The 26,972-nt window shown below is 40.1% G+C and carries 23 protein-coding genes; 10 read left to right on the top strand and 13 right to left on the bottom strand.

What is annotated here, in order from left to right; all coding sequences use genetic code 11:
- Positions 1 to 53 precede the first annotated feature (53 nt).
- The 4 genes from D1B33_RS09345 to D1B33_RS09330 all read right to left on the bottom strand — a co-directional run bounded on the left by D1B33_RS09345 (position 54) and on the right by D1B33_RS09330 (position 4,931).
- Positions 54 to 1,472, bottom strand: a complete 1,419-nt coding sequence (locus D1B33_RS09345; RefSeq protein ID WP_118876124.1) for a tetratricopeptide repeat-containing diguanylate cyclase — start codon at positions 1,470 to 1,472, stop codon at positions 54 to 56.
- A 219-nt stretch (positions 1,473 to 1,691) separates the two neighbouring features.
- Positions 1,692 to 3,221, bottom strand: a complete 1,530-nt coding sequence (locus D1B33_RS09340) for a coproporphyrinogen III oxidase (RefSeq protein WP_118876123.1) — start codon at positions 3,219 to 3,221, stop codon at positions 1,692 to 1,694.
- A 199-nt stretch (positions 3,222 to 3,420) separates the two neighbouring features.
- Positions 3,421 to 3,765, bottom strand: a complete 345-nt coding sequence (locus D1B33_RS09335; RefSeq protein ID WP_118876122.1) for a YlbF/YmcA family competence regulator — start codon at positions 3,763 to 3,765, stop codon at positions 3,421 to 3,423.
- 20 nt (positions 3,766 to 3,785) lie between these two features.
- Positions 3,786 to 4,931, bottom strand: coding sequence for a DUF445 domain-containing protein (locus D1B33_RS09330; RefSeq protein ID WP_118876121.1), 1,146 nt, complete (start codon positions 4,929 to 4,931; stop codon positions 3,786 to 3,788).
- Positions 4,932 to 5,062: 131 nt separating this feature from the next.
- Here D1B33_RS09330 and D1B33_RS09325 point away from each other — a divergent pair, with 131 nt between their 5' ends.
- The 3 genes from D1B33_RS09325 (at position 5,063) to D1B33_RS09315 (ending at position 8,032) form a co-directional block, all read left to right on the top strand.
- Positions 5,063 to 5,272 (top strand): DUF5342 family protein, encoded by a 210-nt coding sequence (locus D1B33_RS09325; RefSeq protein WP_118876120.1) that lies wholly within the window; start codon positions 5,063 to 5,065, stop codon positions 5,270 to 5,272.
- Between the two features lie 383 nt (positions 5,273 to 5,655).
- A complete protein-coding gene (locus tag D1B33_RS09320; protein ID WP_199677389.1) occupies positions 5,656 to 7,020 on the top strand; it encodes a hemolysin family protein in 1,365 nt (454 codons plus the stop codon).
- Between the two features lie 112 nt (positions 7,021 to 7,132).
- Complete coding sequence (locus D1B33_RS09315; RefSeq protein WP_118876369.1) at positions 7,133 to 8,032, top strand: cation diffusion facilitator family transporter; 900 nt, start codon at positions 7,133 to 7,135, stop codon at positions 8,030 to 8,032.
- Between the two features lie 112 nt (positions 8,033 to 8,144).
- On the opposite strand, the gene D1B33_RS09310 is transcribed toward D1B33_RS09315, so the two are convergent.
- Positions 8,145 to 8,801 carry a response regulator gene (locus D1B33_RS09310; RefSeq protein WP_118876119.1) on the bottom strand — a complete coding sequence of 219 codons (657 nt, stop codon included), beginning with the start codon at positions 8,799 to 8,801 and terminating at the stop codon, positions 8,145 to 8,147.
- Positions 8,802 to 8,814: 13 nt separating this feature from the next.
- Positions 8,815 to 9,930 (bottom strand): GAF domain-containing sensor histidine kinase, encoded by a 1,116-nt coding sequence (locus tag D1B33_RS09305; protein WP_118876118.1) that lies wholly within the window; start codon positions 9,928 to 9,930, stop codon positions 8,815 to 8,817.
- 273 nt (positions 9,931 to 10,203) lie between these two features.
- On the opposite strand from D1B33_RS09305, the gene D1B33_RS09300 reads away from it, so the two are divergent.
- The 3 genes from D1B33_RS09300 (at position 10,204) to D1B33_RS09290 (ending at position 12,035) form a co-directional block, all read left to right on the top strand.
- On the top strand, positions 10,204 to 10,629 hold the full coding sequence (locus tag D1B33_RS09300) for a disulfide oxidoreductase (protein WP_118876117.1): 426 nt from the start codon (positions 10,204 to 10,206) through the stop codon (positions 10,627 to 10,629).
- Positions 10,629 to 11,099, top strand: a complete 471-nt coding sequence (locus D1B33_RS09295) for a thioredoxin family protein (RefSeq protein ID WP_118876116.1) — start codon at positions 10,629 to 10,631, stop codon at positions 11,097 to 11,099. The genes D1B33_RS09300 and D1B33_RS09295 overlap by 1 nt, the downstream gene beginning before the upstream one ends.
- Positions 11,100 to 11,195: 96 nt before the next feature.
- The gene (locus D1B33_RS09290) at positions 11,196 to 12,035 is read left to right on the top strand and encodes an RluA family pseudouridine synthase (protein ID WP_118876115.1); all 840 of its coding nucleotides are present in this window, start codon (positions 11,196 to 11,198) and stop codon (positions 12,033 to 12,035) included.
- A 42-nt stretch (positions 12,036 to 12,077) separates the two neighbouring features.
- On the opposite strand, the gene D1B33_RS09285 is transcribed toward D1B33_RS09290, so the two are convergent.
- Both D1B33_RS09285 and D1B33_RS09280 read right to left on the bottom strand, forming a co-directional pair.
- A complete protein-coding gene (locus D1B33_RS09285) occupies positions 12,078 to 12,866 on the bottom strand; it encodes an aldo/keto reductase (protein ID WP_118876368.1) in 789 nt (262 codons plus the stop codon).
- Positions 12,867 to 13,047: 181 nt separating this feature from the next.
- Positions 13,048 to 13,227, bottom strand: a complete 180-nt coding sequence (locus tag D1B33_RS09280) for a hypothetical protein (protein WP_118876114.1) — start codon at positions 13,225 to 13,227, stop codon at positions 13,048 to 13,050.
- 392 nt (positions 13,228 to 13,619) lie between these two features.
- Between D1B33_RS09280 and D1B33_RS09275 the strand changes: the two genes are divergently transcribed.
- Positions 13,620 to 14,507: a VOC family protein gene (locus D1B33_RS09275; protein WP_118876113.1), complete on the top strand. Its 888-nt coding sequence runs from the start codon at positions 13,620 to 13,622 to the stop codon at positions 14,505 to 14,507.
- 275 nt (positions 14,508 to 14,782) lie between these two features.
- Here the strand turns inward: D1B33_RS09275 and trmL are convergent, their stop codons facing one another.
- Positions 14,783 to 15,256 carry a tRNA (uridine(34)/cytosine(34)/5-carboxymethylaminomethyluridine(34)-2'-O)-methyltransferase TrmL gene (trmL, locus tag D1B33_RS09270; protein ID WP_118876112.1) on the bottom strand — a complete coding sequence of 158 codons (474 nt, stop codon included), beginning with the start codon at positions 15,254 to 15,256 and terminating at the stop codon, positions 14,783 to 14,785.
- 15 nt (positions 15,257 to 15,271) lie between these two features.
- A complete protein-coding gene (queG, locus tag D1B33_RS09265; protein ID WP_118876111.1) occupies positions 15,272 to 16,423 on the bottom strand; it encodes a tRNA epoxyqueuosine(34) reductase QueG in 1,152 nt (383 codons plus the stop codon).
- Positions 16,424 to 16,505: 82 nt separating this feature from the next.
- Between queG and D1B33_RS09260 the strand changes: the two genes are divergently transcribed.
- Positions 16,506 to 17,198: a B3/B4 domain-containing protein gene (locus D1B33_RS09260; RefSeq protein ID WP_118876110.1), complete on the top strand. Its 693-nt coding sequence runs from the start codon at positions 16,506 to 16,508 to the stop codon at positions 17,196 to 17,198.
- A gap of 85 nt (positions 17,199 to 17,283) precedes the next feature.
- On the opposite strand, the gene D1B33_RS09255 is transcribed toward D1B33_RS09260, so the two are convergent.
- Positions 17,284 to 18,195, bottom strand: coding sequence for a S66 peptidase family protein (locus D1B33_RS09255; protein ID WP_118876109.1), 912 nt, complete (start codon positions 18,193 to 18,195; stop codon positions 17,284 to 17,286).
- Between the two features lie 325 nt (positions 18,196 to 18,520).
- Between D1B33_RS09255 and D1B33_RS09250 the strand changes: the two genes are divergently transcribed.
- Together D1B33_RS09250 and D1B33_RS09245 are read left to right on the top strand one after the other, a co-directional pair.
- Positions 18,521 to 21,349 carry an ATP-binding protein gene (locus D1B33_RS09250; protein WP_118876108.1) on the top strand — a complete coding sequence of 943 codons (2,829 nt, stop codon included), beginning with the start codon at positions 18,521 to 18,523 and terminating at the stop codon, positions 21,347 to 21,349.
- Between the two features lie 2 nt (positions 21,350 to 21,351).
- The gene (locus tag D1B33_RS09245) at positions 21,352 to 22,200 is read left to right on the top strand and encodes a CheR family methyltransferase (RefSeq protein WP_118876107.1); all 849 of its coding nucleotides are present in this window, start codon (positions 21,352 to 21,354) and stop codon (positions 22,198 to 22,200) included.
- Positions 22,201 to 22,314: 114 nt separating this feature from the next.
- Here the strand turns inward: D1B33_RS09245 and D1B33_RS09240 are convergent, their stop codons facing one another.
- Both D1B33_RS09240 and D1B33_RS09235 read right to left on the bottom strand, forming a co-directional pair.
- Complete coding sequence (locus tag D1B33_RS09240; protein WP_118876106.1) at positions 22,315 to 23,457, bottom strand: SpoIIE family protein phosphatase; 1,143 nt, start codon at positions 23,455 to 23,457, stop codon at positions 22,315 to 22,317.
- A gap of 282 nt (positions 23,458 to 23,739) precedes the next feature.
- Entirely contained in the window at positions 23,740 to 26,946 is a 3,207-nt protein-coding gene (locus D1B33_RS09235) for a DEAD/DEAH box helicase (protein ID WP_118876105.1), read from the bottom strand.
- Positions 26,947 to 26,972: the final 26 nt, after the last annotated feature.

The following is a 26,972-nucleotide window of genomic DNA, read 5'->3' as shown; positions in this document are numbered from 1 at the left end:
CTTGGTCTAAGCAAAAGAAAGCGCTTTTATTATACAACTCTGGCTAAACAAAGTTATAGTTTTACCGTATATCGATTACGGCCATTCCGTTTTGCTTCATACAAAGCATCGTCCGCCAACTTGAATAACTTTTTATGATCGGTAATCAATCCATGTTCGTTTGAACTTACACCAAGACTAATATGAATCCGGATGTTTTCACTATGAATCTCCAACGTTGTTGAGGAAATCAATTCATATAAACAATCCACAATTTCAACCAATTCTTCTCTTTCAGAAACTTTTACAACGGCAACAAATTCATCTCCCCCAAAACGAGCGAAAATACTTGGGTATAACGATAAATATTCATCCGCCTTTTGGGCGATCAATTTTAATACATCGTCTCCAACAAGATGCCCGTAACGATCGTTTACTTGTTTAAAATAATCCACATCGAAAACAATCAAGCCAATTAGCTGTGAAGTTTTCTTCGCTTCGATTAACCAGTTTTTAAGGTTTTTTTCAAAATATCGCCGATTGTAGCTATTCGTCAAAGGATCTTTCGTTGAGATGGATTCATACTGTTTTCGGTTATGGGTCATTTCAATTTGCATTAAATTTTGATTCAAGTTGATTTCTTTGATTTTTAGCAAAATATCAATATAGTCTTTTTGCACTTCAATTAGACGGTCTTTATCATTTTGTTCCGACATAATTTCCACTAAAGTTCTATTAACTTCTTCCAGCAAAATTAAATCATTGTTTTTGGCAGCATACCCCTTTGCTATTTCCAGCATGTCGCACGCTTCTGCATATCGTTTTTGCGCTTTATACCACAACCCCTTATATTGAAAAACATATATGGGTGTTTTCATCATTTTTACTCCTTCTATAGTGGAAAATAGAGAATCAAAAAGCTCTTCTGCTTTCTGAAATTCTCCCAGCACTGTATAAGCCTTGGATAAATTTAATCGCAGAGGGAGCATAATGGAATGAAGCTCTTCTTCTTGATATTTGTAATGGTGCTGGTATAGCTCAAAACCTTTTAGAAGATAGGAAACTGCTTTTTGCGGGTGGTTTTCATCCAAATAATAATCCCCGAGGTTATTATAAATTTTGCATAATGAATCATGGTCGTCCAATTCAGTGGCCAAGTCTTTTGCTTTTATTAAAAATTCCAAATATTTATCTCGAATATCGAGTTCACCGTATACCGTTGCATAGATGTTAAAATAACTAATCTTTTGATGATCTTGCCCAAATTCAGAGATCCACTCGGCTATTTTTTTCAAATCCCCGATGCAGGATTGAAGATCTCCTTGATAGTAATATATTTTACTGCGAGTTAAATACAAGTCTATGAGTATGTTATAATTTCGTTTTTGCAAGGCAAGATTCACAGTAGGTTCAAATAAGTTTAAAAACTCCTCATACCTTTCTTTATTAAAAAGAGCATTCATGGTAATGTTCAATTCTTTTAGTTCTTGCAACTCATCACTCCCCAACTGTTCCTGTAACTTTTCTCACACCTTTATTATTCAGTTATACATGAAATTTATCACACTTACAATATTTGTTACTTAAAAAACGAGAGGAAAATGAATTTTCAGTTATTTTCAGGATATTTTTAATAGATAGTTCCAATCAAATGCGCCAGTAATATAATAAAGGCAAAAATATTGTTTATTCAATATTTTTGCCTTTTAGCCTTATTCTTGAACAGCTGTTTTAGAATCGCTTAGATACAAATCATTCAGCATTTCAATTTTTTTCTCAATTGCGTCTTCAAAAGTCATAATGTAGGCAGCTGGGTCTTTCGGGTTGTGGAATTGCGTGATTTTACCTGTTTCAGGATTGACAAACTTGGTTGATGCCCCGCAGCCAATTCCTAAAATGGTTTGAACTTCTTCCATTATAAGAATATTATAAATACTCTCTTCTCCCGGCTTGGAATAACCTACATTTTCCAAATTGCCCAAAATGTTTTTTTGACGATATAGGTAATATGGAACATAACCATTTTTGGCTGTCCATTCGCTTGCCATCTCCATCATTTTCGTCACCGTTTCACGATCGGCTACTTTATATTTTTCTTTATTGTGCGTCATCTCGGAAGCCCGTTTGAACGATAGTGTATGTACAGTTAAAGATTCCGGCTGCATTTTCTCGCTTTCATCCAATGAATGCTGGAATTCTTCAATTCCCTCATTTGGCAGTCCAATAATTAAGTCCATATTTATATTATTCATTCCGGAATTTCTTGATAACCAAAATTTATCAATTGTTTCCTGTACAGTGTGATGGCGTCCTATTGCTTTAAGCGTTTCGTCCGTGTAACTTTGCGGATTAACAGAAATACGGTCAATGCCCCACTTTTTCAACACTTCGATTTTCTCCGGCGTAATGGTATCAGGCCGTCCCGCTTCCACCGTAATCTCACGGATATTTTCCGGGTTCGGGAAAGATTCAAACATCGTTTTATATAAAGCATCCATTTCATCCGCTTCAATCGAAGTAGGCGTACCTCCGCCCCAATATACGGAAGTAATGTTCATATTATTTTCTTTTAACCATTTGCCCATTTCGCGGATTTCGATATGCAATCCATCGATAAACGATTCAACGCGACCTGCTTTGCGGTTGCTTTGAATGGCATAAGCCGGGAATGTACAATAAGCACACTTGGTTGGACAAAATGGAACGCCGATATAAATGGAAATCTCTTTGCCGATGTCATCCAGATCCGGTATGGTTTGAAGCTGTCTTTTTACGATTTCACGCATTAAAGAAATTTTCGAGTCCGAAATTCGGAAATCCGTTTTCAGCACTTCGAAAATCTCTTCGTCATTCAACCCTTGCTTGCGATAATTATGATAAAGCTTTGTTGGGCGTACGCCAGTTAAAATACCCCATTGCTGCGTCATTCCCGTATATTGTTCAAGGACGTCCAGCATTACATGGGACAGCGCACGTTTTATGCGTATCGCCTGCTCTCTTTCTGTTCCTTCCGTTTCATATTGGATGGAATAATGGCTTGTAAAGATTTGTCCATCTACTTCCAGGCGACTTTCTGTATGGATTGAATAATCGGCATTTATTGTATAGTCAAAGTAAAAAGATAGATCTGCATCGTCAGCGGTAACGACAATTTTGGAATCTTCGTAAAATAAATTGGCAATATGATTCAACACACGATTCCAATCTTCTTTGAACTGTTTATTTACTGCAATCTTTTTCATGATTAACTCTCTCTTCCCTTTCAATTTCAAGAATCCAAGGAGATATTGCGCCAAAGCGAATTATAATAGGAATTACAAACGTTAATTATAGCATGTGTGCTGCACAGAATACAAAACGGCAATTTTAAATTTTAATGAAAAAAACACCCTAATTGTCAGTTTAACAACATTAGGATGTTCCTGGTTCTGTGGCCGTTTCTTACAAACCATCGTATAAAGACTGAATTGGTTTAACCAAAATACGATTCACTTCTTCGATCACTTTGCTTAATGCCATTTCAGCTTCGAGCATTGCCAAAATTTTCGGGCTTGATTGTGCAAGCTGAGCTGCTTTTTGGGCATATAACAATTCATCTTCCAGCAATTCTTCGCCGTTCATTTGTTTTTGCTGCAATTTCATTTGAATATCACGGAAGTTGGTAAATAATTTTTTGGCTTCTTCATCCCCGCGCACCGCTTCGACCGTTTCTTTCAAAATTTTGAATTCTTCCGTTTGGCGCAATGCCGCTTCCAACTTATTAATATCATTGTAAATGTTATACAAATAAATTCCCACTCTCGTTTTTAATTGAATAGATAGACAATCAATCCTTGAATAACCCCGATTGCTCCACCAAGCACTGCTCCAAGAACCGTGATCATTTTTAATTCTTTCGAAGCTATTCCGATCACAAGTTCCTCCAATTTCTCCAATGGGAAAGAGTCTACCTGCTCTCGAACAACTTCTTCCAAATTTAATCGATTCAAGACTTCTTCCAGCTTGATTTCTGCTTGTTGGAAGCCTTTATCCACTATTTTAGGCAGCAAATCATGTTTTACATAGTCTCTGCCTTGTGGCCAGTAATAGCCAAATGGCTTGTTAAGCCGCTCATAAATATCCAGCTCTTTTTTGGTATATTGCTGAATATTCTTCAAGATTGAATCAAAGTCAACATCCGCTAAAAAATTCATGACCGTCTGCTGCTTTATTTTATCCCACTCTTGAGAGAAAATGTTAACCAAAAGATTTTTCGTTCCTGGTGACTTTAAGAAATGAACCAGCTCTCTTTGAATTTTCGACACGATGGATGTTGAATCACCCATTAACATTTGAAGCATTCCGCCAAATGAACCTTTTGAGCTCAAAAAGTCATCAAGCATGTTTTTGAGGGTGATTTCTCCTTGAGCCGAAAGGAAATAATCTTCTCCCTTTTCCAGGATATATGCAGCCATTTCAGGAATTTTCCGATCAATGGATTGATGTATATCCGCTGGAAGAAGATCTTCCAATGATTTGGATGACAAGGTGTTTTTCATTAATTCAAATTGCGTTTCAACCATAGCATCAATCTTATGTTCAATGTTGGCAGGCAACTGTTCGAAGCCGCCTAATTTTAGCCAATCATGAATTGTCAACTCATTCGTGAAAATTGTTTCTTCCACTTTCTTTTGAGTAAATTCTAGTACGCTTGTTTGAATTTCATTATTAAATAGTTTTTTTCGAAATACATCCGGTGTGAGTAAGTAATTTTTTACCGTGATTCCGATTTGCCGGGACAACTCTTGACGCCGTTTCGGAATTAAGCCTGGTGTAAACGGCAAGCGCCATTTCTTGATAGTAATTTCATTATATGGCCTAAATAACATTTTGATTGCCAAATAATTGGTAAATCCTCCGATTGCTGCACCGACTATTGCCATAAAGATGATTGTAATAAGTGCATTGTCCATGTCGACCCTCTCATTTCATTCTAACTATTTCCCAATTATACCAAAGCACAAAGATGAAAGATAATCATAGCCATGCTTCATAACATTTAGTACGATAAAAATAAGCAAAAAGTTTCAAGGGGGGATTTCCAATGATTCAGCATTTTCAGTTTAAACCGATATTTGAAAATCGTGTTTTGCCGGGGTGGATAGTATCTTTTTATTACAAACAACAGCCATATAAAGCGGAGTATAAAAAAGATGGGGAAATTCAATGGATTGGGGCAAAACCAACAGACGAAGAATTGTTGAACGTTGAAAAAGTGATTCATGAATACATGTTGTTCCATGTCTATGACTGATTAAATCAGCCAATACAAAAGAGACACAGACATCAAGATCTGTGCCTCTTTAGAAACTTATGCGCGTTGAGCTATAAATTTAAGAAAAGTTCACCAAAGGTGGGATTAGTCCATTTTTTGCTGGCGGCAAGGTTTTGTTGTCGTAATCCCATCTTTTTTTCTTATATTTATAATTACGTTAAAGGTTAGCACCCTATTATTTGTAAGTCAATGTATACAAAGAATCTTTACAATCCTTAACATGGGGTAAATATTTGGGGGATTAAATTGTATTGACTATTTGTAATTTTGCTTCAAATATTTTATCATTAGCATATTGAATTATTTTTATAATAGGAGGTGTACTCTTTGTTCGCACCCCTCATTTGGGCTAGGAACAAAGAATGTATTTGGACGTAGACATAGTAGAGCTAACCATTAAGTTGGCAGCGTTTTTCTTATTAATTGCTGCTACAGCCTTTTTCGTTGCAACTGAGTTTGCAATCGTAAAGGTAAGAACAACACGTATTGACCAGTTGGTTGCGGAAGGCAACAAAAAAGCAATGAAAGCAAAGAGAGTTATTTCGAATCTGGATGAGTATTTATCAGCCTGCCAGTTGGGGATTACCATCACAGCACTTGGTTTGGGATGGTTGGGTGAGCCGACTTTTGAAATGTTGCTGCACCCATTATTCGATTTATTTAGTCTTCCAGAAAAGATAACTACATTCCTTTCTTTTCTTATTTCTTTTATGCTAGTCACATATTTACATGTTGTAGTAGGAGAATTAACACCAAAAACGGCTGCCATTCAGAAATCAGAAGCAATAACTTTAAGTTTATCAGGACCATTAATTGTGTTTTATAAAATTATGTATCCTTTCATTAAAGTTTTAAATGGTTCTGCCCGCGGTTTATCCGGACTGTTTGGATACCGCATGGTTTCGGAATCGGAAGTGGCGCACTCTGAAGAAGAACTTCGCTTGATTTTAACCGATAGTTATAAAGGTGGAGAAATCAATCATTCTGAATACGAGTATGTAAATAGTATTTTTGAATTCTCCGATCGGACAGCGAAGGAAATTATGGTTCCTCGAACTGAAATAGTAGGTATTGAAAACGATTTAACTGTAAAAGAAGTATTCGAAGTAATGGGTGTTGAACAATATACAAGATACCCGGTTATTGATGGAGATAAAGACCACGTCATTGGTTTAGTGAACCTTAAACATTTACTAACGGCATATATTAAAGATCCTGCAAACGGCAACAAGCCCGTGCTTGATTATATGCAGCCAATCATTCGCGTGTTTGAAACGGTTCCAATCAGTGACTTATTGCTTAAAATACAAAGAGAACGAATTCATATGGCCATCTTGATGGATGAATACGGCGGAACTTCAGGTCTTGTGACAATCGAAGATATTATCGAGGAAATTGTCGGTGATATACAAGACGAGTTTGATGAAGATGAAATTCCGGAAGTACAGGAAATCAGTGCTGATCATTATATTTTAGACGCGAAAATGTTGGTGGAAGAAGTAAACGATATGTTAGGTATCGAAATTAGCGATGAAGATGTCGATACGATTGGCGGTTGGTTCCTAACACAGCGTTTCGATGCGGTTGAGGGCGATAGCTTCGATTATGAAGGCTACGAGTTCAAAATCAAGGAATTGGACGGCCACCATATCCTTTACATTGAAGTAACAAAATTACCTGAGCCAGAAAAAACAGATGAAGAAAATGATTTGGAAACAAATCAATAAAATAATGCTTTTTGTGGCATTTTTTAAAACGATGCAAAAACAGGAGGAGTCTCAAATATACGAGACACCTCCTGTTTTGTCATGCCCGAAAGTTTTGCCAGGAGGAAACATTGTGGAACTATATACAAATTTACGAGCAGGGGAAAAAGGCGCTTGGCTCTCCATTGGTACATACCTGATTCTCAGTTCAATTAAATTAACGATTGGATACATTGGTAACTCAGAAGCATTAAAAGCAGATGGACTAAACAATACAACAGATATCATCGCCTCCATTGCGGTGTTGATTGGGTTAAGAATTTCTCAAAGACCACCGGATTCCAATCACCTTTACGGCCACCTTCGGGCAGAAACGGTTGCATCTTTAATCGCTTCGTTCATCATGATGATTGTCGGGCTGCAAGTTCTGATCAGTTCCATTCAAAACATCTGGAATCCGGTCAGGGAGGCGCCATCGCTTTTAACTGCCCTTGTTGCAGTGGGCAGTGCTGTTGTCATGTATGGCGTCTACCGCTATAATTTAGCGCTTTCCAAAAAAATACAAAGCTCGGCTGTCAAAGCCGCCGCCTATGACAATCGTTCTGACGCCCTCGTCAGCATCGGAACAGCAATCGGTATATTTGGAGCGATTCTTGGCTTTCCCATTATTGATACGATTACCGCCTTGGTAGTAGGGGTGATTATTATAAAAACAGGGATTGAAATCTTTTGGGAAGCTGTTCAAACGTTAACGGATAGTTTTGATATTGAAGAAGCGGAAACGTTATCGGTTCTTATAAAAAATGTGGATGGCGTCATCGAACTGGTCGACTTTAAAGGGCGCACTCATGGAAATGTCAGTTTTGTCGACGTCACAGTAACGGTGAACCCCCATTTGGATGTACGGCAAAGTCATGAAATTACCGAGAAAATTGAATCGACCGTGAAACGTTTTAACCAGTATTGCATGGTCCTCGTCCATATCGAACCGCACGAAAGTTCAACAGCCACCGAGGAAGATTATCATTTTTAATAGAAAAGCGGAGAACGCTCAGAACGGACTGGCGTTCGAAGCTGGACACCCCCATCCCCTCTCAAAATGCGGACATGCAACATAAAAAGACGCTTGTATTTTCAAGCGTCCTTTACTTATTTTCCTCCCCGCTGCCTTCAGTTAGACCATGCTTCACTGCATATAAAGCAGCCTGGGTGCGGTCCTGTACTTCCAATTTCGCGAAGATGTTGGAAATATGCGTTTTTACCGTTTTCTCAGTCACAAATAAAGAGGAAGCAATTTCACGGTTGCTTTTTCCTTTTGTCAGTTCCGCCAATACATCCCTTTCTCTAGGAGTCAGCGGATTTTTGACATGCGGCAAATTCTCTTCTTCCCGGAGTGTTTCTTCCAATTGAGTGGTAGCAGCAGGATGGAGGATATGCTCTCCTTTAATAATTTGCCGAATCGAGTTAACCAGTTCATCCGGCTCAATATCTTTTAATTGATAACCTGCAGCTCCGGCTTGAATGGCCGGCAGCACATGGTCTTTGTCCGAAAAGCTGGTTAACATTAAAATATGAATGTCCGGCCATTTCGTTTTAATCTGCTTAGTTGCCTGGATTCCATCCATTTCAGGCATAACCAAGTCCATCAAGACAATATCAGGCTTTAAAGCAGCCGACAGCTCAACAGCTTCCACCCCATTTTTTGCTTCTCCGACTACCTCGATATCTTTTTGGGTTTTCAAAAAGAAAAGCAACCCACGGCGAACCACATGGTGGTCATCCGCTATCAAGACTCGAATCATTTATTCTTCCCCCCTAATATGGCAAACGAATCAAAAGCTCCGTCCCTTTTCCGATTTCGCTCACCCAATCTGCCGTACCTCCCAAAGCCGATGCACGATCTTGAATCGATTGCAATCCCATGGAAGGAAGGCTTTTTTCAGGATCGATGACAAACCCTCTTCCCTCATCTTTTATAACAAGTAAAATATCGGTCTGCGTAACCGTCATATAAATAATCGCTTCCTGAACACCTGCGTGTTTTCTTATATTATTCAGAGCTTCCTGCGAAATCCGGAATAATGTTTCTTCCACCCGAGATGGAAACTGAATGACGCCCGAAACATTGACGGTCAATTGAGTATTCAACATTTCTGCATAAGCTTTGATTGCTTCCAGTAATCCGCTTTCCAATCCTTGTGGACGAAGTTGCCAGATTAGTGCACGCATTTCGGTTAAAGCAGATTGTGTGAGCTGTTGAATTTCCTTGAACGTTTCCTTTACATTTTGATTGTCGGTCATTTCGATTCCTGCACGGGATGTCAACGTCACGGAAAACAACAATTGGTTCACCGAGTCATGCAAATCGCGGGCAAGTCGATTCCTTTCTTGAACCAGCGCAAGTTTTTGCTCTTGCTTTGTTAGATTGATGCGTTTGATGGCTGACCCCATCTGAAACGCAACGGATTCCAGCAATTCCAGTTCTTCTTCCGAAAATTTCACTGTATTCGGTGAAGCAACATTCAACAGGCCAAATCGTTCATCTCCTGATTGAAGCGGCACTGTTGCGTGATGCGTTATATTTGCATGATCGCCGGTTTTCGACTGGATGGCAGCCTCAATGCGCTGGCACTCAATAATATTGGATGCCTTTTTCAATTGATTGTTGCGATAACGTGATACACACCAGCAGCCACCTTTTTCCAAATGTTGGCAGTTGTTGAACGTCAATGCATCAGGCAAATTTTCATGAGCCACCAACTCGATTTTCCCTCTTTCATCTATAAAGAAAATCCATCCGGTTTCAAAGTTTGTGCCGGATAAAAACTTGCACAATGCACCTTTCAGCATCGGAATCAAGTCTGTTTCTTCATTTAATAACTCAGCGATTTCTTTTAAAATGGTAATGTTGGAATGATCGTTTACTGCCAACCTTGCGTCACCTCAAACTTAATTTACATGCTATTTCTTACATTTATCATATCATTGAACACCGCTTTTCCGCATTGTTCTCTGTCTCATACTTTTGAATGAAAAGTTCTAATTGAAAGGGGAGTTAAATATCGCACTGACCTATTATGACTTTGCTTGTATAATGAAGATAATATCAGAATAAAATATTTCCAATTCAGAATAATTTACTTCTACCTATGGACAATCTATAATCATAATGGCAGTTAAAATCGATTTTTTAGGAGATGCAAAATGAATAAAAAACTAGAGAATAGTTTGCTATTTCTATGGCTCGTATCATTGATAGCAACACTTGGTTCCCTATATTTTTCAGAAGTTCGCGGCTACGAGCCCTGTGAACTATGCTGGTATCAAAGGATCCTGATGTACCCAATTCTTATAATCACTACGGTAGCATACATACAAAAAAACGCGCGCATCGCCGTAACAACTGCGGTCTTTTCAATTATTGGCGGAAGCATTTCACTTTATCACTACGGAATTCAAAAACTGGACTTCCTTTCTGAATCTGCCCCTGCCTGTGGACGAGTTCCATGCACAGGCCAATATATTAACTGGCTAGGATTTATCACCATTCCATTTTTGGCTGGAACTGCTTTTCTATTGATTGCTATAACTAGTTTCTATATGTTGAAAGTTTTAAAGGAGGAAAAATAATGAAAAAATTAGGAATTATCGGTGCAATTGTGGTTGTACTTTTCGTGGGCATTATCATTCTTACCAATATGTCAAATGAAGATAAACTGGCGAATAACCCTTATGGTACAGACGATTTAAGACAATCTACAATTGATTTGCTGGATGATGAAAACTATCAAAACATTATCTTGCCAGAAGCGCTGGAGGAAAAAATTGCTACAGGCGAACCAGTTGTAGCCTATATGTTCAGTCCTGAATGTCCCCACTGCCAAAAAATGACTCCTGCCCTTATGCCGATTGCAGATGAAGTCGGTGTACAGGTAGATCAGTTAAACATTCTGGAGTATGAGCAAGGATGGACTGACTACAACATAGAAGCGACACCAACTTTAATCTATTTTAACGATGGAAAAGAAGTAAATCGAATTGTTGGCGATTATTCTCAAGATACAGATGTCATTTATGATTTCTTGGGGCAAGTTAAATAATAAGTGGTTAAAGAAATAATCGTGTTCTTGCATGGACACGATTATTTTTATATTTACAGCAGGAGCGAAAAAACAAGTTATAAACGGAGGTAAAATATGTTCCACTACGAAATCATTCAAGAAGGATTGACGATAGAAGAGTTATTGCGTGTGAAATGGCGTCTTGGGAAAAAGACGGTGCATGAGCTGCGAATGGCCAAAGCCATTACTTTACAAGATGGGACACCGGCGATGTGGAAAGACCCTTTACGTGTAGGCACTAGGTTAACCTTTCACCATGAAATTCCAGCTTCTAACTATAAACCTGCCTCAAGCTGTGAACTTTCGATTCGATATGAAGATGAACACTGCCTGATCGTTTCCAAGCCCAAAGGAATGGCGACCCATCCGAATGATGAACGGGACGATGGCACTTGCATGAATCATGTGATGGCCCATATTCTTGCAAACGGCGGCCAATACGCAGAGCATGTTCATCGGTTAGACCGCGGAACAAAAGGATTGTTATTAGTAGCAAAGCACCCGATCGCCAAGTCAATATTCGACCGCATGATTGAAGAAAAATCCATCATTCGGACATATGAAGCCGAGGTTCAGGGCAATATCCACCAGGACAGCGGAACAATCAATGCGGCGATTGGAAGAGATCGCCATCATGCGACTCGCCGTGTTGTCTCTAAATACGGGCAGCATGCCGTTACCCATTTTGAAGTAGTTAAACGTTTTAAGGGAACATGCCTTGTCCATCTCGTGCTCGAAACCGGACGTACCCATCAAATCCGTGTTCATATGGCTCATATCGGCCATCCCATCGTGGGCGACACAATGTATGACGCCAGAAAAACATCTTCAGGCGACTATGAACTCCATGCAATCAGCTTGGAATTCGAGCATCCTTTTTTAAACAAAAGAATCCTTGTTTCTGACAAGCAATAAGTGAAAAATACCAGGTACAGATCTGTACCTGGTATTTATTGATTAAAAGTCAAAGCTGAAGTTGTCAGGATTTTGGCCAAATCGTTGATTTTTATTTACCTGATCGAGGCGTGTCATCTGTTCTGCCGAAAGCTCAAAATCGAAAATTTGGCTGTTTTCTTCAATGCGGCTAGGCGTCACGGATTTTGGAATCGTAAGTATATCATGCTGATAGTGCCAGCGCAGTACAACCTGAGCAGCTGTCTTTCCAGCCTCTTTCGCAATTGCTTTGATGGATTCATTCTCGAGGACAACACCGCGGCCTAATGGCGACCAGGCTGTTACGGCAATTTCGTTTTCCGCACAGAATGCACGCAATTCTTCTTGTGAAAGATAGGGATGCAATTCAACTTGGTTTACCATTGGTTTTACATTTGCCTTGGCAAACAATTTTTCAAGATGATGTGCGTGGTGATTCGATACACCCGGTACACGGATTAACTTTTCTTCATATAAACGCTCAATGGCACGATACGTGTCCACAAATTTCTCTTCTACCGGCCAGTGTGTTAAATATAAATCCAGGTATTCCAGTCCAAGCTTTTTTAAAGAAGTCTCAAAAGCACGCAGCGTCTCGTCATATCCTTGATCGGAGTTCCACACTTTTGTTGTGACAAATATCTCTTCCCGAGACACATTCGAGCTGCGAATCGCTTCTCCCACTTCTTCTTCATTGTGATAAAGCGCAGCCGTGTCAATGGCGCGATAACCTGTTTCAATCGCCTTTACCATTGCTTGAATTGCTTCTTCTCGTTCCGTCATTTTATAGACACCAAGGCCTAAATAAGGCATTTTCACTCCATTTGCCAAGGTTTTTGATGGAATCTTTACTGTCAATTGTCTCACTCCTATCTTTTATTCTTTCATTATACGACGAAATAAATAAAAGATACTAAACATAACAACCTTAATTTCCAAAATTGCTCAATTGCATATTATGTATGCTGACCCTTGCCGGCGTCAGCTCTTTCAATTATTTGCGCTTTTCCTCTTTATCATGATCTTGTTCATCAAATTGAATAGGATCCGGGAAACGATCATCTTCTTCAAGCTGTGAACCGTCACGCATCCGTTCCATTTGCTTTCCCAAAAAGGTTAAGTCTTCCATATTATTGGCCATTGTTCCACTCATGATATTTTTATCTTTCCCCATAATATCAACCTCCTTTTTTTATCATTATTCCCTAATATATAGAAATGAATCTGCCTATATTTAGAAATTGATATAGTAAAGTTTTTCTAATTAAGCTATACTTATTTAAGAGATTCACTACGCGAAGGAGGATACTTCCATGGGTTTAGTATTAATTCTTGGTGTTACAGCAGCGTTCTTGATCGCGATGTTTACTGCTGGTTATGAAGGCGATTATACATCGGAAAAATAATCAAGACAAAAGGCCGGATGCAATTCCGGTCTTTTTTATGTATGAATATGTAAAGAAAGGGTATCCCAATAATAAACCGCTTGACAATATTTGCTTTTAAAAATATACTTAGTTACATAAAGTAAGTTGATTATTTAAAATAACTAAAGGAGGCAATACTATGCCTACACACTTTCATAAAAAACCAAATATGTATGTTTCTCATGTTCAGATAAAAGTATCGAATCTACAACAATCCATTGAATTTTATAAATCTGTCATCGGATTCTCCGTGTTGGAGCAAACGGAAAATACGGCTGCCCTTACTTTCGATGGAGCGACAAGTTTGCTTTCGTTGGAAGAAGTACCTAATGCGCAAGGTTTACGCCGTGGCCAAACAGGATTGTATCATTTCGCAATTTTACTTCCAAAACGCAAGGATTTAGGTAATTTCATTCAAAATATTATTCAGCAAAATGTTCGTGTTGGTGCCGGAGATCACCATGTGAGCGAAGCATTTTACTTAAACGACCCAGATGGAAACGGGATTGAAGTATACACTGACCGTCCTGAAGAGGGTTGGATCTGGGACGACAAAGGTTATGTATATATGACAACAGAACAAGTGAACGTTCAATCCGTGCTGGCTGACGCTGACGGTACATGGAATGGATTGCCAAAAGGAACAGTAATGGGCCATATCCATTTATCTGTAGCCAACCTTGCGGAAACAGAAAAGTTTTACACGGAAGCATTGGGCTATGAAGTCGTAACACGTTATGGCAGCCAGGCATTATTTATCTCAACTGGCAAATACCATCACCACATCGGATTGAATACTTGGGAAAGCCTGGGCGGGACACCGGTACCAGAAAATGGCGTCGGCTTAAAATCCTTTACAGTCGTATTGGACAATGAATCTCAAGCAGAACAAATTAAAGCCAACTTAAACAAGTTTGGCGCAAAAGTGGAACAATTTGAGGGTGCACCAAAATACGGCGGCACACAAGCCTTCTCAACTGTAGACCCATCCGGCATTCGCATCATTTTCACTTTTGACGGGGAATAATTAAATTAAAAGCAACTCCTGCTTCCGTTGGTAAACGGCTTTGGGAGTTGCTTTTTTTGATGGATTAAATGGTACTCGCGGGTGATTGTGTTTGTGGTTTGGGGACAAGTTTTACTAAAAGAGATAAAGTTGTGGCATCAGCGAGTTTAATTGGACAGCTTTTCATCAAAAGGCATGTTGCCTGTCCCATAACTGTGCTCCATTAGACAACTCTTTCTCAAAAAGCATGTTGCTTGTCCAATAACTAACCTACATCAACATCCCCCTACCCACCATTACTTCAATCCAGGGAAATTCTGTTGGCGCAATGCTTCGTAAATAATGATTGCTGCCGTGTTCGATAAATTCAATGAACGTATATTATCGCTTTGCGGAATGCGCAAGCATTTATCGCGGCGTTCATAAGCGAAATCCTTGGGTAAGCCAGTCGTTTCTTTCCCGAACATAAAATAGATATCTTTCTCTCGATCACTAAAGTCATGAGTCGAATAAGGCTCGTCGCTGTACGTTTCAATCAAGAACAGCTCCCCATTTTTGGCGTACTCGAGGAAATCCTCCAAGCTGTCGTGATAGACGATATTCACTGAATGCCAATAATCCAGACCCGCACGTTTCAACATTTTGTCATCTGTTGAAAAGCCGAGCGGGCGAATCAAGTGTAACGATGTATTTGTTCCTGCGCATGTACGAGCGATGTTTCCCGTATTGGCTGGGATTTCAGGTTGATATAAAACAATATTCAATGGCAAAACGTACACTTCCCTTTATTCTTTAATTTCACTTGAAACAGTTAACAATGTAAGACCTTTTTCAATTTCGAGAAGCACTTTTGCATCTTGTTCCAATTCAAGAGCTTTCCGCAAGGCTTCTTCAGCATTCGGGCCGCCAATTTTACCAATGGCCCATGCTGCCGTGCCGCGCATCACTGGACGTTCATCCTTGTTCATCACTTCGATTAGATCCGGAATGGCGGCTTGTTCCTTAAAATGGGCCAAGGCAATAATCGCGTTTCGCTGAATCGGCTTTTTGCCCCTCCATGAGCCCGACATATAGCCAAATTTTGCCTTGAATTCTTTATTTGACACTTTCAGCAGCGGCACAAGCAACGGCTTTGCCAATTCGGGATCCGGCTTGAATTCTTCATGAATCCAATTGGCTTTCCCTTTATTTTTAGGGCAAACCGTTTGGCACGTGTCGCATCCATAGATTCGATTGCCCAGCTCTTTGCGGAATTCATCCGGCAAAAAGTCCTTTGTTTGCGTTAAGAAGGCGACGCAGCGTTGTGCATTCAACCTTCCTCCCTCAACAAGCGCTCCCGTTGGACAAACATCCAAACACAGTCTGCAGTCACCGCATTCATCCTCAATCGGGGTATCCGGCTTGAATGGAATATTCGTGATCATCTCACCTAAATAAACATACGAACCAAATTCAGGTGTGATGATGGAGCAGTTTTTCCCGCTCCACCCGATTCCCGCCCGTTCGGCGACGGCACGGTCTACCAGTTCTCCGGTATCCACCATCGATTTTAGTTGAACATCGGGAACTCGCTCCTTTAGCCACTCTTCTATTAAAGTCAGCCGTTCACGCACTGCCACATGATAGTCAACTCCCCATGAGGCCCTGGCGAAAATGCCGCGCCTTGCCCCTTTCTTTCCAACAGGGGCATCCTCCATTTTGGATGGATAGGCCAAGGCAATGGCAATGATGCTTTCTGCGCCATGTAAAAGCAGCGAAGGCTCTGTTCTTTTTTCAATATCCGATTCTTCAAAACCTGATTGAAAACGGAGTTCCTGCTGGCGTTTTAACCGGTTTTTCATTTCATGAAAAGGAGAGGCATGCGTAAAACCGATTTTATCTACTCCAATTGACTTCGCATATTCGATTAGTTCAGACTGCAATTGTTCAATCATCATTTTCGCACTCAACTCCTTAATTTGATAAAATTATTTATTATAACAGCATGACACCCATAACTATATTATAGGAGGCTAGATTTTGAACATTTCACTTCATTCAGCACTTCTTCAACAAAACAGCCAATTAAAAATCGGCATTATCCATTATACCAAAATTGTCGTGTCAGAATCTCCTCAAATGATAAAAGGCCGCACACAACTTTATCAGGAAAACCTTTATCTGGAGTTAAGTGAAAATCCTGTTACCGAACGCCCAGGAATTGCGGAATGGCGAAAAGTTTGGAAGTCCTTTGGCGCCGATCCAAACCGCTACCGGCACTCCGCGGAAAGCTTGATGCGCCGTATTGCCAAACAAAATTATTTAATTCCCTTCAATTCAGGCGTAGACCTTAATAATTTTTTCTCCCTGCAATACGAAATTCCGATTGGCATTTATGATGCCGAGAAAATTGAAGGAGATATTCAAATCTCTTTAGGCGATGAGGAAACAGGTTATGAAGGAATCAATGGCCGCTATAACTCATTGAATAAAATTTTGTTTTCTGGCGATAAAAAAGGGGCTTTTGGCAGCCCCTTTGTAGACTCTGTTCGAACTGCCATTACCGAAGAAACCAAAGAAGCGCTTCAAATCTTTTATTTACGCCTATCCCTTGACGAGTCGGAGTGCCGCCAATTGCTGGCAACTGCCGGCAAAATGTTCACCCAAGTTAATGGCGGCGACTTTAAAACAGCTTTATTAACCGAGAATAACCTTGAAGTGACAGTAGAGTAAACTGCAAAGAAGATGCAAGTATCATCGAATTGCCACAACAAAAGGTTGCTGCGTTCCGAAAGAAACGCAGCAACCTTTTTTCCCTTTATTCCACTCCAGGCAACATTCGCAACAGTTTTTCGTCCGCATCCAATATTGCTTCTACACCCAGCGGAATAGCTATATTTGGTTCGCAATGCCCAATCATAAAACCGGCAACGGCAGGTTTGCCGATTGGTTTCAAATACTCTTCAAACAAAGAATAGACATCCTCTAATGTACCATCTGAAATATCCGTAAAGCTTCCGATGGCAAAGCCTTGCGCTGTTTCCAACTTTCTTGATAGCCGCAGCTGATTTAGCATGTTATCGATGTTTTCAACCGTTTCGCCTGTATCTTCAAGCAGAATGATTTTATTGCGTGTATCGAATTCGAATTTCGTTCCCAGCGACTCCACTAATCGACGCAAGTTTCCGCCTGTTAATTCCCCTTGTGCACTTCCCGAAACAATGGTTCTCAATGAGGACAGCGATTCGTCAACTTGAATTTCAAAAGGCGTAAACAGCTGCTGAAACATTTTTTTCGAAAGGTCCGAGAAATCCTTCGCACCAATCGGGGAGAGCATTGGGCCATGAAAAGTCACAATCTCCGCATATTCCTGAAAGGCTGTATGGAGAGCGGTAGCATCCGAGAAGCCCCAAAAAATCTTGGGGTTTTCCGTTAGAGACTGATAATCGATCCGATCCACTATACGCGCTGCCCCGTAGCCACCCCGTACATTGAATATTGCTTTTACCTCCGGATCTTGAATCATGGTATGTAAGTCGTTCAGTCGCTCTTCATCCGTGCCTGCCAGGTACTTTCCGGTTAACCCTACCGTGCCGCCAATCTTAATTGATAACCCGAGGCTTTCAAGAAAAGCTATTTTCTCGGGGAGTGATTCCCTTCCAACCGGTCCGGACAGTGCCACCAAACCGACTGTATCACCTTCGTGTAATCGTGGGGGTCTTATTTTCATCTTTTCTTCCTCCTCAGTGCAACTCTGAATTATCTACTATTATATAGGAGTATATTATATCGCTTCCTCCAATGCCTCTTATAGGTATTAACTAAACAAAAAATGCTTAAGCGTAGTAAATTTTGTGAAATAAGAGGAAATATAACTACCAATCAACCATCACTTTAATCCATATGTAAGGGGTTTTTCTGCGATTTTCCAGTTTAAGGTATATAAACCTAGAAAAATAGTAAAATAAGCATTTAATTTTTAAAGTTAATAGGTTTACGATATAGTAATAGCGGGAAAATACATTTGGCAAAGGATGCGATAAGGTTGGGAAAATATGGATAAATTAAAAATTGGCATACGTACGAAAATTACCTTTGGATATATATTCATCATCATTGCACTAATTCTATCAGGTCTTTACTTAAATAATGAAATTCGTGATTTACAAGATGAACGAAACCAGATTATAAATTATGACTCTCAAATCCTTACGCTATCTAACAATATAGAAAAATATTTATTGGAAATGCAAGCAGGAAAACGAGGATATATCATAACCGGGGATGATCGTTATTTAGAACGATATTATCAAGCATCCCAAAGCTGGGAAAGTGATTATCATACACTATACCCACTATTAAGGCACAATCCCCAGCAACAAGAGAAACTCTCTATTATCAAAAAAACCATTGATAATTGGATTTTGAATTCGGGCGACCCTGTCATCGAAATGAAAAGAAATGGAGATGAAGAAGCGCTGGAAGAACATTTCCTGCGCGATCCAGGGCGTACGGATATCGCGTTGATGGAACAGCAATTTGAAGAATTCAGGATATTGGAAAATGAAGCGATTTCCAATAAAACAGAAGAATTGGATAACCGAAACAATACCGTTAGCGCTTTGTTATCCGTTTTTCTTATCGTTATTGCGCTGATTGCCATTACGATGGCTACAGCCGTTTCTTCTTCCATTATTAATACAACGCGAAATGTAACAAACTCAATCAGAAAAATTGGGGCTTCTGAAGGCGACTATGGCGAAAGAATAAAGGTAACTACTAATGATGAAATTAAAGATTTAGTAGTAGCAACAAACGATCTATTAGATAACATGGAAAACCGGGAATGGCTGCAGACGAACCTTGCTTCTCTTTTAACAAAAGCTCAAGGGGTTTCTTCCATTAATAAATTATCTGAATTGTTCTTGTCCGAAATTACTAAAAGTACAGGCTCTGCTTATGGTGCTTTTTATGTGGCCGCCAGAAATACAGAATCAACTGAATACGTAAAAAAAGCTTCCTTTTCAGGTTCGGGCCAAGAAATTGGACGCGAATCATTCAAGCTTGGTGAGGGGATAATCGGGCAGGCAGCCCTTGATGGAGAAGTTTTCCACACAACCAACGTACCTGAGAATTACCGCTTTATTCAAACGGGACTAGGGGTAACACAGCCTAAAAGCATTTTGATTGTCCCGGTTAAGTTTGAAAATGGCGTTATTGCTGTAATTGAATTGGCTTCCCTGGACGATTTCTCGCCTTTAGAAATTGAATTGGTTGAAAACATTGTGGAATCTCTAGGCCTTACAATCAACAGTATTTTAGATCGAATGGAAATTGTTCGTCTATTAAACGAATCAAGAGCCATGACGGAAGAACTTCAAGCTCAATCGGAAGAACTGCAAACACAGTCCGAAGAGCTGCAATCCCAATCTGAAGAATTGCAAATGCAAACAGAAGAATTAACCATCATCAATGAACAGCTTGAAGAACGAACAAAAGATGCAGAAGCCAAATCAGCAGAACTGGAAAAGGCCAAGAAAGAGCTTGAAGCAACTGCTGAGCAGCTGCTGATCAATTCTAATTATAAATCTGAATTTCTTGCCAATATGTCCCATGAATTGCGGACTCCTTTAAACAGCATTCTAATTTTATCGGAAATGCTTAGCGAAAATGGCAGCAGCAACTTAAATGAAGAACAAGTCGAGTTTGCAAAAGTGATTAATTCTTCCGGACAGGATTTATTGTCATTGATTAATGACATATTGGATTTATCGAAAGTTGAAGCCGGAAAGTTGGAAATTCTATTTGGCGAGGTGAATATGAATGAGCTTCCGCATCTGATGGAGCAAACATTCTTGCCAATCGCCAACAATAAGGGATTAGAATTTAATATTAAAAAATCCGATAATGTCGATGATCTTTTCTATACGGATGAGAAACGTTTTAATCAAATTTTGAAAAATCTTTTATCCAATGCATTCAAGTTTACGGAGCAAGGCTCGGTTACGCTGGATATAACAAAATTGCCAGCACAACAATTAACAAACGATATGCAAGAATCAAGCAATGATTGGATTCAAGTTTCCGTAATCGATACAGGAATCGGCATTCCGAAAGAAAAGCACCAACTAATCTTCGAATCCTTCCAGCAAGCCGATGGTGCAACCGTTCGGAAATATGGAGGTACAGGTCTTGGCTTATCCATCAGTAAAGAATTCTCCAAACTACTAGGCGGATGGATTACTTTGGAAAGTGAAGAAGGAAAAGGAAGTACATTTACCCTCGTTCTTCCAAGCTTGCCAAATGGCCTGTCAGAAGAATGCCTGCAATCATTGAACCAAGAATTAACAAGGGCTCTTCACGAAGAGATTGCTGCCACTCAAGAAATTGATGAGCTGCCGGCACCTGCTGAAGAACCGGTTTCAAAAGATTTAAATGATAGCGAACTTAACGAAACGTTGGAAAAAATTCCTATGCTTGAAGAATGCGATATTTTTGAAGGGAAAAATATTTTAATTGTCGATGATGATAATCGAAATATCTTCTCGCTCAAAACTATTTTGGAACATAACGGCATCAATGTACTGGTTGCAAAACAAGGCCAAGAATGCCTGGATATTCTGCAATCCAATAAAGACGTCGACTTGGTATTGATGGACATTATGATGCCCGTGATGGACGGATACGAGGCAATGACCCGAATCCGCCATGACTTGAAAATGACCGACCTTCCAATTATCGCCATTACAGCAAAAGCGATGAAAACGGACCGCGAGAAATGCATCCAGGCCGGGGCATCCGATTATATAAGCAAACCTATTGATTTAGAACAATTATTCTCGGTTTTACGTGTGTGGCTAGTTACGCAGGGGAGTATGAGTTAAAGATGCCTCATTCAGAACATAGAATCGTACCGAACATTGAACATGCGGAATTGGAGATCGATATATTGCTAAACGCCGTTTTTCGTTTATCGGGATATGACTTCAGGCTCTATAATCGATCTTCCATTACCCGAAGAATTTATAATCGTATGCGAGTAAGCAACATTTCAACAATTACGCAATTAACCAATTTAATTATTCATGACAGCAGTTTCTTGGAACAAATTTTGAATGATTTTTCGATTAACGTAACGGAGATGTTTCGGAACCCTTCGTTCTTTAAAGCATTCCGAACTGATATCATTCCAAGAATCAAGGACTATCCGGAGATTCGGATTTGGCATGCTGGCTGTGCAACCGGTGAAGAAGTGTTTTCCATGGCCATTTTGTTGGAAGAAGAAGGTTTAATGGACAAAGCCGTCATCTATGCAACAGATATGAACGAAGAAGTATTGAAAAAAGCCAAAAACGGCGTATTCTCTCTTCACAAAATGCAAGCTTATACGAAAAACTACCAGCTTGCTGGAGGGAAAGAAGCTTTTTCCCAGTACTACAAAACTGATCAGCAATTTGCTTATTTCCATAATGACCTTTTGAAAAACATCATCTTTGCCCAGCATAATTTAGTCACTGACCAGTCCTTCAATGAATTTCATGTGATTATTTGCCGCAATGTCTTGATTTACTTTACACAAGCGCTGCAAAACCAAGTGCATCAATTATTTTATGAAAGCTTGACGGTTGGCGGCTACCTGGGTTTAGGCGACAAAGAAACACTGCGTTTCATTGAACTCATGCCAAAATATATCGAGATTAACAGCACCGAACGCATCTATCAAAAAGTTGAATAGTCATGAAAAGCGGAGGCGGCTCGCTCAGCTCCGCGTCAAAATGCGGAAAATACCCTGAAGTCTGTTGTTTTCTCCGCAAAAAACGGATACCTCTTTTGAAGGTATCCGTTTTTTCTATTCAATGTGTGTTTGTAAAAGGACCAGGCACATATCATCCGATTGATTGATCTGCTGTTCTTTTGGCAACAGTTCATCAATGATGATTTGGGAACCTTTCCATTTTTGCTGTGCCATCTTTTTCATTATTTCTTCCCCTTCGAATTCATCCGGGGCAATGGCCTCCAGCAAACCGTCTGTAAACAAGATGATTTGAACATCTTTTTCATAATGAAGGATTTGCTTTTCCACTTTGATTTCTTCAAAAAATCCAATCGCCGTGCTTCCTTGATCCAATGGCACAAGATTTTCCTCATCAATCAGCGCGTAGCCGTGTGGATGTCCGGAGTTTACATATTCGATGGTTTTCTCTTCCGTATCCACTACTAGATAAATCGCCGTAAAATAATAAGGCATGGATTCTTTTTCATGATGCAATTGGGCCATGTATCGATTCAGTTCTTTGACCACTTCCACCGGGTCGACAATCTGTTTGATTGCTTCGCGCAAGACCGATGAAATAAACATGCAAAGCAACGAAGCGGAAATTCCATGCCCCATCATATCCAGCAATATGACGGCATAGCGATGATCATTGATTTTATGCCAATAATACATATCCCCTGCTAAATTAAAGGAAGGCAGGTAAGATACTTCTACTTGTATATTGTTTTCTTTTAAAGGGGAGCTTAATAAGCTTCTTTGTACATGGGTAGCAAGATCCAGCTCGTACTGAATCTTCTTTTCATGTTGTGTATGCCAGTCCAACTCCGCTTTCAGACGCAGCGCAACCCGAATACGCGCTAAAAGCTCCACTTTATCGATTGGCTTTGTGATATAATCCGTGCCACCCAAATCGAGCGCTTGCGCCAGTTTGTTTTTGTCGTCCAATGCCGTAACAAAAATGATGGGAATGTCCTTAAAGCGTTCATTCGCCTTGATTCTCCGGCATGCCTCCAGTCCATCAATCTGGGGCATCATAATATCAAGCAAAATTAAATCCACATGGTGAAACACATTGCTCGGTCCATCAAGTTGAAGATAGTCAAAAAGTTCTTGAGCCGAAGTTAAGGAGACGCAATCATTATAACCTGCGTTATTTAGAATTTTTTCAATTACAAACAAATTAACCTGATTATCGTCTACTAGAAGAATTGTCATTTTCATTTCCCCTAATCTATTTATTATTCAAGCCTCATCTTATGAGGTAGTAAATAACAGATTATCACTAATCTGGTGCCCTTGGTTTTCTCTCTCTATTATAACGGAATGTTTAATTTCTCGTTATTTATAAGCCATTACAAGCATGTAAATTATGTATTTCACTTTAAAAAAGGTCCACTTCTCACTTATTCCCTACTTTTAGAGACTTAAACCCTTTTTCAGAAATAAATTTTACGAAAAAAGCAGCCACCTCAGCGGCTGCTTTGCAAGGAAGACTGCTTAAATCATCAAAATCTCCCTTATATCTTCTTCCGTTAAACTTGATGCATCTTTTCCTTCCCATTCAATTACCTCTGATATGAGATTTTTCTTTTTCTCTTGCAGTTGGTTCATTTTCTCTTCAATGGTGCCTTTTGAAACAAGTTTGATTACATCAACCTCATTTTTCTGCCCCATGCGATACGCCCGGTCGGCTGCCTGGTCTTCCACTGCTGGATTCCACCATAAATCATATAAAATTACGGTATCCGCTCCTGTTAAATTCAGTCCGGTACCTCCCGCTTTTAAGGAGATTAAAAATAGATCCCTTTCCCCTTCATTAAATCGGCTGCATAACGACACACGATCTTCAGGTGGCGTTTGTCCATCTAAATAAAAATAGGATTTACCTTGCCTTGTCAGTTCCTTGCCAATCAGTTCCAGCATTTTGGTAAATTGAGAAAAGATCAGCACTCGACGCCCTGATAAATGGGCCTCTTCGAGCAATTGCAACAACTGACTGAATTTGGCCGAGCTTCCTTCGTACCCTTCCACAAAAAGAGCGGGATGACAGCAAATTTGGCGCAATCTTGTCAATCCTGCCAAAATGCGAATCCTATTTTTTTGGAACGTTTCTTTATCCAAGTGCTTTAAGGTTTCATGCCGCAGCTTCGCCAAAAATGCGGTATAAAGTTTCTTTTGCTCAGGAAGCAACTCCGAGAATTCCAATGTCTCATGCTTTTGCGGCAATTCAGGCAGTACATCTTCTTTCATGCGACGAAGCAAGAACGGTTTTACCCGCCGTGCAATGGCTTTTCTTGGAAGATGGCTATACTCCTCCAGCCCTTGGAATAGTTGGGGAAACACCACGTGATAAAGGGACCATAGCTCTTCCAGCGAATTTTCAATGGGCGTTCCCGTCAGCCCGAAGCGATGTTGGGCCTTGATTTTTTTGACCGCGCGAGCAGTCTGAGTGTATGGATTTTTGAAATATTGTGCTTCATCAAAGAACACCGTGTGGAAAGATTGCTTTTCGTACCAATTTAAATCTTTCCTTAATAACGGATAAGACGTAATGATCACATCCATCTCGTTTACGGAGTGGAGGCATTTCACTCTATCAGCCTTTTTCCCATCGATTACAATCACTTGCAGCTCTGGAGCAAATTCAGCAAGTTCATAAAGCCAATTGTAAGTTAATGAAGATGGGCAAACGATCAATACGGGAAGTTTGTGTTCTCCAATCTGCTCTAGCTCGGAAACGATAAACGCAATACTCTGCAATGTTTTTCCCAGCCCCATATCATCCGCCAAAATTCCGCCAAAACCGTAGTTTGCCAAAGCCTTCATCCATTTAAAACCTTGCTTTTGATAATCCCTGAGGATGTGATTTAAATTTGGAGGAACTTCATATTCCAGATTCCTAGGGTGCAGCAAATCATCAACAAACCGACGGAATGATTCCTCTGGGCGAAACACTTCACTCTCATCCATAAAATCAAGGAATTTCAGACCATCCATAATCGGCATATTTAACGTAGATTCAAAATCATTCTCCTGGAATGGCACGGCATTTAAGAATCGCCGTATTTCTTCCATTTCCTTTGTTTCCAGCGAAAGCAGGGACCCATTGGGCAAACGATAGTATTTTTGCTTGATTTCAAGTGCTTGCAGCAGCTCTTTTATCTGCTTGTCATTGATTCCATCCATTTCAAACTTAAATTCCAGCCAATCCATTCGATCTTCAGGAACCTTAACCTTGATTCTCGGGAAGCTGCTTGTTCGTGCAATTCTGTTTCTGACAGCCGTTGTTGCGTAAATGTGGGCAAGCTTTTGAAGTTTTGGAAGTGCATGATAAAGAAATTCATACTCCAACTCTTCATTTTGCATAAAATAGCCGCCTTCGGTAATGGTAAAGCCGCTTTCCTCCATAAGAGCGAGAATTTCCTCTTCCTTATCCAGATCTCTCGTAATCATTTGGCCTATAGGCAAATCGCGATTTTCCAGTGGTTGAATAATAATATTTTCATAATGGAATTCCAGCCCCGCCAGCAACCGATTTTTCAAACGATCCAAGTAAATTTTTGCTTCCAGAGAAGTTTTTATTAGTATCTGAGTAACCCTTCGGGAAAGCTTCACATCTCCGATCCGTTTTACTCCCGGTACTACTTTTTCCAGGAAAAACGCTAATTGATCTGTATGTATCGGAATCGCATTCTTTCCTGATGACTCCAGCATTTGCCGAAGCTGGATCAATCGGTCGCAATCCTGCCCATCAAGTTGGTAGATTGTCCCTTTGCTTAACACAAGGTGGTAGGCTTCCATCACGACAAATTGTTCAAAGCCCTGCATCGTTAACTGATAGTGACTATTGGACTCGTCTTCTTCTATAAAAACTTTGAGCGGTGTCGGTCCGTTCCCAAAGTCTAATTTTTCATATGAATAATCATCCTGTTCCACCATAACAAACGCTGCTTCGGAAATAAGGGGATGAAGCCCTCTCCATGCAGAAGGCGGTATGATTAAGTATTCGTTGAAAACATCCTTCTGTGCAGTTAAAGCATCCAAATAAACTACTTCATCCTTGACGATATTGCCTAAATGATGCAATAAAGAATCAACTTCATTCGCAAAGCAATGAATATCCGGGTCAAATTGAACGGTCGGCGTTAGTTGACTCGGCAGGCCCAGTCCTAGATTTAGCAGGAACTCTCGAATGTTCTGTACCTTAGTTTCTGCAACCTCGGCTTTAATTCCAAATAAAATATCATCTCCAAGGGCAATCGGCTTCAATATAACGCGTGCTTCCAAAACTTTGCGCTTTTCAAAATGCCTAGCGCGGCCGCTTTTCCTGACAGGCTCCTTCTCTGTAAACAGGGATATAAATTGATTCGCCATTAGGCCTTCATACGGCTGAATGGCTGCTGGTTCCATAGTGATTTTTTGTTTTTTCAATTCAAGGAGGGCAATTAATACAGCAGCTGTATGCTGGCAGCGAAGTTTCACATTCGGCAACGTGGGACAGCTGCATGTAGACAGGATACTGCCATTCTTATGCTTCTCAATTGTGACATGGAAGTCTTCTACCCCCTTCACAATTGCAACACATCTGTCCCGGCTTTCCTCAATCACCTTCACTTTCCCTGCACGATAAAAAGAGTCCCCTCTTTTGAAGGAGACTGTACCGCACATTTCTTTGATAGTTTTGCTATTTAACTTAACGTCCATGCAGGCGGCTCCTTTCTCTAGAGTTG

It is taken from the genome of Ureibacillus yapensis, assembly GCF_003515775.1.
Taxonomy (GTDB): Bacteria; Bacillota; Bacilli; order Bacillales_A; family Planococcaceae; genus Ureibacillus; species Ureibacillus yapensis.
Note: the sequence above shows the minus strand (reverse complement) of the source record. Positions and strands in the feature narration are given on the sequence as shown.